The sequence below is a fragment of the Chitinophaga sp. genome (assembly GCF_036569185.1).
GTDB lineage: Bacteria > Bacteroidota > Bacteroidia > Chitinophagales > Chitinophagaceae > Chitinophaga.
Window position 1 is genome coordinate 1 of record NZ_DATCRD010000070.1, and the last position, 11,414, is coordinate 11,414.

Consider the following 11,414-nt stretch of genomic DNA (forward strand, 5'->3'; position numbering starts at 1 on the left):
GGTTGTCAGCAGGCCTATTTTCAATACGCTGCCATAATTACTATCCACCAGTATCCAGTCTCCTTCTTTTAGTGGATGCTGGGCGTTGAGCATCAGGCCGGCAAAAGCATTGGCTGCAATATCCTTGAAAGCAAAACCTGCGATGATACCAATGATGCCTGCTCCGGCGATCAGCCTGGTGAGGACTCTTTCCAGACCAAGTATTTGTAATACGATAAAAGTACCCGCCAGCAGCAGGAAGAAGTAAATAGCCGATGAGATAAGCTTAGCGATGTCGCTGTTGGCAGTCATCGACCGGGAATAACTTTTTAAACTTATCCTTTTTACCATACGGGCCATCGCCAGGAAGGCGATCAATACAACGATAGCCAATACTAAATTAGGCAGGAATGCCAAAAGCGCCTGTTTCCAGTTTTCAAGAATGTTGTGGATATAGTCGATGGTTCTCATAGTTGCTTATGGATATTTTGTACCTCCCTGGGCAGGAGGTTTTGCAATCTCTTTATTTCACCCTGCAGCTGTTGTACGCGGTTAACCAGGTGGTTGATGGCTTCCAGGCCCTCCATATTAATCTGCAATTCATAAAAAAGATGCATCAGTTTCTCCAGCTGGCCCAGCTGGTCGTAGGCAATAAAATGTTGGTCCCCGATCTGTTTTATTTCGATGAGGCCATGTGTTTCAAGTTCCCGGATAAAGGACACTTCAATATGATAGAAGAATGAACATTGTTCAACGGATATATTGTTCTGTTTATTCATCGTTATTATTTTTTGCGCTCCAGCGCGAGTTCGTTAAACAGGGCTTTTTCTTTCGCGGATAAATGTTTCGGAAGCTGTATGCGGAAGGTGACATACAAATCGCCAAATTCGTCTGCTTTCTTATATACCGGGAAACCCTTCCCTTTCAGGCGTACGCGGGTGCCTTCCTGTGTTTCCGGGGCAATGGTGAGTTTAACCTTACCACTGAAGGTATCGATGGTTTCGCTGCCTCCCAGTACTGCTGTATATAAATCCAGCGGAACTTCCTTGTACAGGTCATTGCCTCTGCGTTCGAAGGCAGTGTCGTTCACAATATCAAAAGTGATATACAGGTCCCCGTTAGGTCCGCCGTTTACACCCGGGGCACCATAACCTGCGATTCTTATTTCCTGGCCGTTTTCCACACCAGCGGGAACAGTGATACGAAGGTTCTTCCCGTTAACAGTAAACGTTTGCTGATGGGTTTTATAAGCCGCCGATAAATTGAGTTGAAAGGAAGCATGAATATCCTGTCCTTTAAAACGGCTTTCCCTTTGCGTTCTCCTGCGGTTACCAAAAATGGATTCAAAGAAATCTGAATAATTCTCATCATCACCATTATAGGCAAAGCCGCCGCCAAACGGGTTGCCTCCTGTATAGGCTCCCGATGTTTGTTGTTGCCTTTTAGCCTGTTCAAATTGTTCTGCATGTTTCCAGTCGTTGCCGTACTGATCGTATTTCTTCCTTTTCTCCGGGTCGCTCAATACTTCATTCGCCTCATTAATGGCCTGAAAACGTTTACCGGCTTCCGGGTCGTTGGGATTTAAATCGGGATGATGCTGGCGCGCCAGTTTCCGGTAGGCAGTTTTAATTTCATCAGCTGTCGCATTTTTCTCTACGCCCAGGAGCTTATAATAATCTACATAGTCCATTATTGCAACACATTAGTTTTCAAAAAATCAATTTGTTTGTTCGCGCCTTTTGTTTTGCCGGGGCACAATATTTAAGATGAGAACTTAATCCGAATAAAACAATTTCCACAGATAAAATAGGATATTATTATCATCAAATTCGATACTGTTTGCCTGAGATCATCCGGAATATTATCTTATTATTGCTACGGGCAATGCTGCAGGTTCCTCTCATGATCGATGCAGGTATTGTATAAAAACTGAAAGCAAACAGCAACATCTAAAATTATTTATTTACAGTGGAAGGAGCAATACCGGGAATTACCCGGCCAGCCATTGTATTGCCTGATAATTACAAAAATTAAACTGGAATATTATGGGTAAGATTATTGGAATCGATCTGGGCACCACTAACAGCTGCGTTGCTGTAATGGAAGGCAATGAACCGGTGGTAATCGCCAACGATGAAGGCCGCCGCACTACGCCTTCTGTTGTTGCTTTTTTAAAAAACGGGGAACGCAAAGTAGGAGATCCTGCCAAAAGGCAGGCTATCACTAATCCGCAGAATACCATCAGTTCCGTCAAGCGTTTTATGGGGCGCAGGTTTGACGAGGTACAAAATGAATTAACCCATGTAAGTTATAAAGTTGTCCGCGGTGATAATGACACCATCCGTATTGATATCGAAGGCAGGCTATATACGCCACAGGAGATCTCCGCCATTATTTTACAGAAAATGAAAAAGGTTGCGGAAGATTATCTGGGGCAGGAAGTAAGCGAAGCGGTTATTACGGTGCCTGCTTATTTCAACGATGCGCAACGCCAGGCTACAAAGGAGGCCGGGGAAATAGCCGGCCTGAAAGTGCGACGTATTGTTAACGAGCCTACAGCTGCAGCCCTTGCCTATGGTTTGGACAAAGGCAACAGGAGCCATAAAATTGCCGTGTTTGACCTTGGTGGTGGTACCTTCGATATTTCTATCCTGGAACTGGGCGACGGCGTGTTTGAAGTAAAATCCACGAATGGCGATACACATCTGGGGGGTGATGATTTTGATAAGGTCATCATGGACTGGCTGGCGGATGAGTTTAAAAAAGATGAGGGCATTGATCTGCGTAAAGACCCGATGGCCCTGCAACGCCTCAAGGAAGCGGCTGAAAAAGCAAAAGTGGAGCTTTCTTCTGCTACCGAAACAGAAATCAATCTTCCATACGTTACGGCTGTTGACGGGGTGCCCAAGCACCTTGTCAGAAAACTGACACGCGCTAAGTTCGAGCAACTCTCGGATGCCCTTTTCAGTCGCTGCCTGACACCTTGTGAAACAGCGTTAAAAGACGCGAATATCAAAGCATCCGATATCCAGGAAGTGATCCTCGTCGGAGGTAGTACACGTATTCCTAAAGTACAGGAAATCGTTGAGAAATTCTTTGGCCGCAGGCCCAACAAAGGCGTTAATCCCGATGAAGTGGTTGCTATTGGCGCCGCTATCCAGGGAGCTGTCCTGACGGGAGAAATAAAGGATGTTTTACTGCTGGATGTTACCCCGCTGTCTCTTGGCATTGAAACCATGGGTGGGGTGATGACCACACTGATCCCGGCAAATACAACTATCCCCGCAAAAAAATCAGAAACTTTCTCCACGGCCAGCGATAACCAGCCCGGTGTACAGGTTCATGTGCTGCAGGGCGACCGTGCAATGGCCAGGGATAATAAAAGCCTGGGTATTTTCAACCTGGACGGCATACCTCCCGCCCCAAGGGGATTACCGCAAATCGAGGTTACCTTCGACATTGATGCCAACGGCATCTTAAATGTTTCGGCTAAGGATAAAGGCACAGGCAAAGAACAAACTATCCACATTGAAGCTGGCAGTGGCCTGAGTAAAGAAGAAGTAGAAAAAATGAAAGCGGATGCCAGGGCCAACGAAGCAGCGGATAAAGCAGCGCGTGAGAAAGTAGAGAAGCTAAACCAGGCAGACAGCCTGCTTTTCCAGACGGATAAACAACTCAATACGTTTGGTGATAAGATACCCCAGGATAAAAAAACACTCATCGGAAGCGCCAGGGATGCCTTGAAATATGCAGCTGAACACGAGGATATTGCTGGCGTTGACCGTGCTGTGGCCGACTTAAATAAGGCATGGACGGCAGCGAGCGAAGATATGTACAAAACAGCGCCGCAGCCAGGGAATGGCACAGCAGGTGATGGACACGGCGAAGCATCCCACGCAGGGCCCACAGGTACTGACGACGTTCAGGACGTTCCATTTGAAGAGGTGAGATAAACTATTGCAGCCGGTTGGTTGATGAAAGCAAAGCAGGAATGATACACATTTTACCCGGCTCCTTAATCTATCACATCTGTGGCTGCCACGGGTACAGCCTTTACCGGCAGACCGGCTGATTCGAGCGTAGTGTATTCAATCATCCTGCACATCTGGTTCAGTGCAAGGTCATTGGCATCGGTACCAAAGGGCTCTTCTATTTCATCTGCAATCGCTTCAAATGCCACGAAGGTATAGGCGATAAAAACGACGATAAAAGGCGTGAGCCAGCCCAGGCTGTCCACCAGCCCGAAGGGCAGTAAAAAACAGTAAATATATACCGTGCGGTGCAGCAATACCCGGTAGCTGTATGGGATGGGAGTGGTTGCAATGCGCTCACATCCTCCCACAATCCCGGAGAGCTGGTTGAAGTGCTCTTCAAAACAGGCCTGTTGGATCGGGTCAATCTTTCCCTCTGCACGTTCGCGTGCCACCGATCTTGCCAGCAGGTTCAACAAAATAATGGGTTTATACTTTGCGGAGCTAACTTCTGCCAGCTGTTCTTTATCCAGGCGTTCTTCCAGATCAACAGCAGGATCTGTGCCCCTGAGCTGATGCTTCAGCGCAAAGGTAAACGCGTTGAGCAGGCCAACAAAGGAACTGGTACGCCGGGTATCCGCCGGCCCGATGGGCAGCGTGAGGAACTGCCGCACCAGCGAGCGATTGGTATTTAACAATATCCCCCATAACTTACGTGCTTCCCAATAGCGGTCGTAACTGGCGCTGTTCCGAAAACCCAGAAACAGCGCCAGCACAAAGCCGGAAAGGGTTAACGGCGATGGATTCAAAGGTACTTTGAAAGAAAAAATAGTTCCATGTGCGTACACCACAGCCAGAGATAACAAAAACAACAGCAACAGCCTGGGAAGCAACCCTGGCAGGACCGAGCCGTGCCAGATAAACAGCATCTTAAACCAGTGTTCTTTTTTCCTGATGATCATCTTCTGATTACTTCTTTTTTAAAAAACAGGAAGTGAAACTTTTTGCAGGTATAGTCCCGCGGCAACGGCATCACGCTCCGGGTATCCGGCGGTCCCCATCAATCAGCCGGCGTTTCCGCCAACGAGGGTATCTCACCATCTGCAATCTGCTTCAGTAAGGTCAGTGTCGGCGCAAAGAATAAAGTCCCGGTTTGGGGCGTACTGAAGTCCAGCAACCGGTCGTAATTACCCGGCGGGGAACCGACAAACATATTCGTCAGCATTTTTTTGACTGTAGCAAACGTGCTGGCATAGGCAATGAAATAAGTTCCCATTTCATTGGTAGCCATATTGCCAAAAGGCATATTATCACGGATAATCTTAAAGTCGTCGCCGATATTGGCGACCGCTGTATGCGAGTTAGCCGGTTTCACAGCATCCGGCATTTCTATATCATTTTGTTTCGAACGCCCGAATACTTTTTCCTGTTCCTCCAGGGATAACGCCTTAAAGGCACGGAGGTCATGAATATATTTCTGGACAAACAGGTAGCTGCCGCCCTGGTAAGCAGGATCTTCAGCGCCTACGAGACCAAAATAGGCCCGCTGCTGGGGGCCATGCGGATTTTCAGTACCATCTACAAAACCAAGGATAGAGCGGCCGTCCCAATAGCGGAACCCATGAACTTCCTCCATACAGTCTGCAATTGGTAAAAGTATCGCCGACAGGTCGGCCGCCATATCATAACAGCTACCGGCCGTGTCTCCCCGCAGATGAAAATGCAGATCCCCTTTTGTCGAAACAGCCCTGTGCTTATCTCCTTCGATGGCCTGAAAACTCTCCAGCTCCCTGGGCAGTGGCGTAGGCAGCTCAAGGGCGAGCCACGCATCATGTCCAATACCCATTACACAACTAACGCCGCTATCCGGGAAACGCAGGGAAGCCGAATTGTTAAGGTTGATCACCAGGGCGCAGATATGCTGAAAACCGGCTTTGATATCCATATGTTCCTTAAAATTCCAGACCAGGAAAATGGTGTGGGTACCATGATAATCTAATACGTTTTGTGGCGACGAATTCATGATGAAATAATGATATATTATTGTCTGTAATAGGCTGAGTGTTGCAGTTTCTGTGCAATAATAATCTTTAATCATCTTTACAGACAATACATCAGGTCATATTCCTGTCGTAAACCGTGAAAATCATATCGAATTACATTCTTATACATATTGTTTTTATTTAATTTTTTACAATATTCCATCACAATAGTAAATTGTAACCGTTTTGTATTCCGTGGCAGGAAGCAGCAAAAACACCCTTTGGGAACATCTTATTACCTGAAATCTATTTTAGTTTATGTTGACTGCTGACGAGAAGAAAATTTTCAGTGATTATAAAAGAGCGTTTGAAACCTACCGAAAGGATAAAAAGCTCATTGAACTTGATACCAGCTTTGGGAAGAAGCTGGACTACTTTTACTTCAGGCTGGAAGACTCCCTGCCTGAATATGGCTACACCATTCCGCCCTATAGAGTGTCTAATGTGATTATCATTTTTACAACACAGGGAGAAGGGGAAAGAGTGGTGGGAAAAATAAAAGCGCCGATGAATAAAAACTCGCTTGTTATCATCCCCAGCCAAACTATTCAAACAGGACAGCATAGCGAGGATACCAAAGGTTTTTTGCTTGGTTTCAATCTCAACTTCTTTTTACAGGAACGTTTTCCACGCCATCACCTGTTCAAATTGGAATTGCTGCGGAATGACCTGAAACCATATACGCAGGTAACTACCCGGCAGGCAAAAACGCTGAAGGATATTTTTGATACACTGCTGGAAGAACGCAACCAGAAATGGGTGAATAAAAATGAAATGATAGCGCTTAAGATACTGGAGTTGATCCTGGTTTGCGAACGCTTATTTAAACACCATGATAAACTCAAAAGAAAATCCTTGTCCCCTGTTTATGTTCAGTATGTTGACCTGATTCAGCAGCATTATAAAGAACAGCATTCCACTTCATACTATGCAAAGCTGCTGCACATTCATCCCAATGTGCTCAATTCGATTTGTAAACGGCATCTGGATCAGTCGGCCAAGCAAACCATTGATGCAAAACTCATCCGGGAGGCAGGGGATCTACTGTTTCATACAAGTCTTACAGTAAAGGAGATAGCCTATGAGCTCGGCTTTGCATCAGCGTCTCATTTCTTCCGCTTCTTTAAGCGCCACACAGGCAGTTCTCCGCAGACTCTCCGGCAGAAACATTTGAAAGTGTCATAAGTTGATGTAAAACAGATACTTCTTTCGGGGAGGTAAACCTGAGCTTTGTATATAGGGTATTGAAATACTACAACAGCGTATGCAAAAGAAGCCCTTACAAGCAAATGAAAATCGCACCCGATAGTGGAAAGAAACACACCGCAAACAGCTTCGTTAGTGTCAGGGAAATCGGCAACGAAGCAGAGATCACTGCGCCCAGGGAGCATTATTTTACATTGTTATTTGTAGAAATGGGCACGGGCCTGCTCACGATCGAATTAAAGGACTATCCTGTCCGGCCGGGTCAGATCCATATACTTATCCCCGGGAAGCTATATCACTGGAAACTGGACGGGCCGGCCAAGGGCTACCTGTTAACAATTAGCAAAGATATGCCGGAGATGTTTCCCCCCTTCTTTCAATTTATCTTTTTCCAATATGACCAGCCGCCAATACCTGACCTGGATATGCCGACTTTTAAAAAGGCCCTCGTAGAGTGCCTGGCTATCAAAGAAGAGCTTAGCGCGGCCAATGTTTCGTTGGAACTGGTCAATGCCCGCTGCCTGCTGATTACGCTCATCATTTCGTTGTGGAGGCATGGTAGGCATGGCGATATGCTCATGGGAAATGCACATTCTATTGCCCACTCTTTTAAGGTACTGGTAGACGAAAATTTCAGGAAACACAAGACGGTATCTTTCTATGCAGCGAGGCTGTGCATCACACCCAATTATCTTGGCATCATTTGCCGCAAAAGCTTCAATAAATCAGCACTCGAAATTATCCAGGAACGGGTATTACATGAAGCCAAACAATTACTGCACAGCACCAGGAAATCAGTCAAGGAAATCGCCTTTGATATAGGCTTTCCCAAGCTAACCTATTTTTCGTATTTTTTTAGATCAAAAACAAACCTTACGCCAATGGCATACAGGAAACTATTTGAACGGTCGGTTAAACTAAGCATTGAAAACTGATTGGAACCTGCCGGCATGTTTTCTTAATAATTCAATGGTTAAGGAATGAACATTTATACCGTGCTTTCGTTACATTGTTATTAACATGTTATTTGCCTGCAAATGCAATACCATATGAACGGGAATGAACATCTACCCAAACGCTGATTTAATTTCTAACGTTTAAAAAGAGCATGATGGAAAAAGATAAACCTGATAATATACCTGCCGGCCAGCCTGCGAACCGGAAACCTTCTGCAGAAAACCCTTACCAGTTATTAGACCTCAAACTCACTAAAGTAGAAAAATGGGCGGCAGGTGTACCAGCAGTGATGGCTGCTATGAAGGATTTGCTGGAAGAAAAGACATTTTTCCGGGGCAACAAAGCATTATTGCATATGAACCAGTTTGAAGGGTTTGACTGCCCCAGCTGCGCCTGGCCCGACCCGGATGATGAGCGTTCACCGATTGGGGAATACTGTGAAAACGGCGCCAAAGCGCTTGCGGAGGAAGCCACCACCAAAAGGGTCACCGCAGCTTTTTTCAAAGCCAACGCTGTTTATGACCTGGCTAAGCTGGATGATTATAACATCGGCAAAATGGGTAGGCTTACGGAGCCGATGTACCTGCCCAAAGGCGGCACGCATTACCAGCCTATAAGTTGGGATGATGCATTTAAAAAGATCGCGGTGCACCTGAACCAGCTTGCTACCCCTGATGAAGCGGCATTTTATACCTCGGGCAGGACGAGCAATGAAGCTTCTTTTGTTTACCAGCTTTTTGCCAAAGTATATGGGACGAATAATATGCCGGACTGCTCCAATATGTGCCATGAAACGTCGGGATCTGCTCTTCGTCCTACGATAGGCATCGGGAAGGGGACCGTCAAACTGGAAGATTTTTATCACGCAGAGATCATCATTATTATCGGTCATAACCCTGGTACCAATGCGCCGAGGATGATGAGCGCACTGGAAAAAGCCAAAAAGAATGGCGCCAGAATTATTGCGATTAACCCTTTGCCCGAAGCCGGCCTGATGGGCTTTCATAACCCCCAGGAAATCAGCGGTATTATCGGCAATGGCGTTAAGCTGGCAGACCTGTACCTGCCGGTAAAAATAAACGGCGATATGGCCCTGTTAAAAGCCATTGAGCTCCTGCTGTTTGAGTCTGAGAAAATGTCTGAGGGTAAGGTGTTTAACCGGTCTTTCATTACTGAAAAAACAACAGGATACGATGCATTTATCAAACAGTTCGAACACTATGACCTGGATGAACTTGCCCTGCAGGCCGGGGTTGCCAAAGCAGATATCTATGAAGCGGCGCAGATGATGGCTTTTAAACAACGTATTATCGTCTGCTGGGGTATGGGGCTCACCCAACAGCACAATGGAGTGGATATGATCAAAGAGATCCTCAACCTGCTCCTGCTCAAGGGAAGTATCGGCATTCCGGGGGCCGGCGTTTGCCCGGTCCGGGGGCACAGCAATGTACAGGGCAACCGGACAATGCTGATTGATGAGAAACCAACCGATGAGCAGCTGGACCGTTTGCAGCAATTCTTTGGATTTAACCCGCCCCGCAAACACGGCTATGATGTTGTGCGCGCCATCAAAGCGATGCATGAACAGCGCCTGAAAGTACTATTTTGTATGGGCGGCAATTTCCTGTCCGCCACACCGGATACCACCTATACGGCGGAAGCCATGCGCAAATTGGCGCTCACCGTTTATGTGTCCACGAAACTAAACCGCAGCCACCTGGTGCATGGCCAGGAGTCTATTATACTGCCAACGCTTTCGCGCAGCGATATAGATATGGTTAATGGCGTACATCAGTTCGTTAGTACTGAGAACTCCATGGGAGTGGTCGAAAAATCAAAAGGCATCTTAAAACCGGTCTCCGGGCACCTGATTAATGAAACCCAGATCGTGTGCCGGATGGCGATGGCTACCCTTGGGCCTGAATCCATTATTAACTGGCAGCGCTATCACGATAGTTACGACGCTGTAAGGGATGACATTGAAAAATGTATCCCCGGTTTTGACAGATACAACGAAAGAGTGCTGCAGAAAGGTGGTTTTTACCTGCCCAATGCAGCACGTGATGGTATATTTAAAACTGAGGAGTTTGGCGACCGCGCCCCATTTACGCTGACCGACATCCCCGATAACACCCTCGGGCCGGATGAATACCTGATGGCTACTACGCGCACTCACGACCAGTTTAATACAACCATCTATGGCCTGGATGACCGCTACCGGGGCATTAAAAATGAACGCCGGGTGATCTTTATGAACGCGGACGATATTGAAAAAGCCGGTTTTAAAGCAGGCGATAAAGTAGACCTGTTCAATTATGATGATGGCATCGAGCGTATCGCGCCATTATTCATTATTGTTTCCTACCAGATTCCCAAACGCAATACAGTTACTTATTTTCCTGAAACAAATGTCCTCGTATCGATAAACAACGTCGTTAAGGAAAGCAATATGCCGGCTTCGAAATATGTAAAAATTCAAATTAAAAAACACGATCCTGCTATCTACAGCCGGATAAACCAATTGTAAAAGCTGGTTACTGTTTTTACAAATAAAAAGCGTACTGGCCGGCCTCTGATTTCCCAGTATCATCTTTCTCACATGCGAATAACCCTGTTGCTACTGCAATAACAGGCAGCAGTGCCTGAAGCTATTGGATGCAGCCCTTGTGTTTTTAGGGAATACTGGCGGGACAATTGTCCTGCCCATAGCGGGATTTTTTCCCAATTTTGCACCATTCTTATAAAATAGAGAACATGAAAGTTTTGGTAACCGGCAGCGCCGGGCATCTTGGAGAGGCGCTGGTACGCACATTAAGACAACATTCTGCTGAAGTGATCGGGTTGGATATCCAGCCCTCCGCATTTACTACTAATGTAGGTTCCATCACAGACCGTTCCTTCGTCAGAGATTGTATGACAGGGGTCACCACTGTTTTGCATGCGGCCACCCTGCATAAGCCCCATGTAGCCACACATACTATGCAGCAATTCGTGGATACCAACATTACCGGCACGCTTAACCTCCTGCAGGAAGCAGTGGCTGCCGGCGTGCAGCGTTTTGTTTTTACCAGCACCACCAGTGTTTTTGGGGATGCATTAGTGCCCCCTGCCGGGGCGCCTGCAGCCTGGATTACGGAGGAAGTGCAGCCACAGCCTAAGAATATCTACGGGGTAACCAAAAAAGCAGCAGAAGACCTTTGCCAGCTCTTCTACAGAAATCACGGCCTGCCCTGCATAGTACTTCGCACTTCCCGTTTCT

At 46.6% G+C, this 11,414-nt stretch carries 10 protein-coding genes; 5 read left to right on the forward strand and 5 right to left on the reverse strand.

Translation table 11 applies throughout. From position 1 onward, the window contains the following. The 3 genes from VIM72_RS04890 to VIM72_RS04900 form a co-directional block, all read right to left on the reverse strand. Positions 1-450 (reverse strand): mechanosensitive ion channel family protein (locus tag VIM72_RS04890; protein WP_332001747.1); only part of this gene is annotated, 450 nt, incomplete at its 3' end. Beyond that, positions 447-758: a chaperone modulator CbpM gene (locus tag VIM72_RS04895; RefSeq protein WP_332001748.1), complete on the reverse strand. Its 312-nt coding sequence runs from the start codon at positions 756-758 to the stop codon at positions 447-449. The genes VIM72_RS04895 and VIM72_RS04890, both read right to left, overlap by 4 nt. A 5-nt stretch (positions 759-763) precedes the next feature. Continuing rightward, the gene (locus VIM72_RS04900) at positions 764-1,669 is read right to left on the reverse strand and encodes a J domain-containing protein (RefSeq protein ID WP_332001749.1); all 906 of its coding nucleotides are present in this window, start codon (positions 1,667-1,669) and stop codon (positions 764-766) included. A gap of 355 nt (positions 1,670-2,024) precedes the next feature. On the opposite strand from VIM72_RS04900, the gene dnaK reads away from it, so the two are divergent. Then, entirely contained in the window at positions 2,025-3,932 is a 1,908-nt protein-coding gene (gene dnaK, locus VIM72_RS04905) for a molecular chaperone DnaK (protein ID WP_332001750.1), read from the forward strand. Positions 3,933-3,994: 62 nt separating this feature from the next. On the opposite strand, the gene VIM72_RS04910 is transcribed toward dnaK, so the two are convergent. Then, positions 3,995-4,912 carry a bestrophin family protein gene (locus tag VIM72_RS04910; RefSeq protein WP_332001751.1) on the reverse strand — a complete coding sequence of 306 codons (918 nt, stop codon included), beginning with the start codon at positions 4,910-4,912 and terminating at the stop codon, positions 3,995-3,997. 98 nt (positions 4,913-5,010) lie between these two features. After that, positions 5,011-5,973, reverse strand: a complete 963-nt coding sequence (locus tag VIM72_RS04915; RefSeq protein WP_332001752.1) for a Dyp-type peroxidase — start codon at positions 5,971-5,973, stop codon at positions 5,011-5,013. 277 nt (positions 5,974-6,250) lie between these two features. On the opposite strand from VIM72_RS04915, the gene VIM72_RS04920 reads away from it, so the two are divergent. The 4 genes from VIM72_RS04920 to VIM72_RS04935 all read left to right on the forward strand — a co-directional run. Further along, the gene (locus VIM72_RS04920; RefSeq protein ID WP_332001753.1) at positions 6,251-7,177 is read left to right on the forward strand and encodes a helix-turn-helix domain-containing protein; all 927 of its coding nucleotides are present in this window, start codon (positions 6,251-6,253) and stop codon (positions 7,175-7,177) included. Between the two features lie 104 nt (positions 7,178-7,281). Beyond that, the gene (locus tag VIM72_RS04925; protein ID WP_332001754.1) at positions 7,282-8,133 is read left to right on the forward strand and encodes a helix-turn-helix domain-containing protein; all 852 of its coding nucleotides are present in this window, start codon (positions 7,282-7,284) and stop codon (positions 8,131-8,133) included. A 176-nt stretch (positions 8,134-8,309) separates the two neighbouring features. Next, positions 8,310-10,682, forward strand: coding sequence for an FdhF/YdeP family oxidoreductase (locus tag VIM72_RS04930; RefSeq protein WP_332001755.1), 2,373 nt, complete (start codon positions 8,310-8,312; stop codon positions 10,680-10,682). A 227-nt stretch (positions 10,683-10,909) separates the two neighbouring features. Continuing rightward, positions 10,910-11,414, forward strand: a 505-nt coding sequence (locus VIM72_RS04935) for an NAD(P)-dependent oxidoreductase (RefSeq protein WP_332001756.1), incomplete at its 3' end; no start/stop codon positions are given.

Coding starts and splice junctions, on each gene's coding strand:
- VIM72_RS04895 (WP_332001748.1), bottom strand. CDS start 758: ATGAATAAACAGAACAATATATCCGTTGAACAATGTTCATTCTTCTAT.
- VIM72_RS04910 (WP_332001751.1), bottom strand. CDS start 4,912: ATGATCATCAGGAAAAAAGAACACTGGTTTAAGATGCTGTTTATCTGG.
- VIM72_RS04925 (WP_332001754.1), top strand. CDS start 7,282: ATGAAAATCGCACCCGATAGTGGAAAGAAACACACCGCAAACAGCTTC.
- dnaK (WP_332001750.1), top strand. CDS start 2,025: ATGGGTAAGATTATTGGAATCGATCTGGGCACCACTAACAGCTGCGTT.
- VIM72_RS04920 (WP_332001753.1), top strand. CDS start 6,251: ATGTTGACTGCTGACGAGAAGAAAATTTTCAGTGATTATAAAAGAGCG.
- VIM72_RS04915 (WP_332001752.1), bottom strand. CDS start 5,973: ATGAATTCGTCGCCACAAAACGTATTAGATTATCATGGTACCCACACC.
- VIM72_RS04930 (WP_332001755.1), top strand. CDS start 8,310: ATGGAAAAAGATAAACCTGATAATATACCTGCCGGCCAGCCTGCGAAC.
- VIM72_RS04900 (WP_332001749.1), bottom strand. CDS start 1,669: ATGGACTATGTAGATTATTATAAGCTCCTGGGCGTAGAGAAAAATGCG.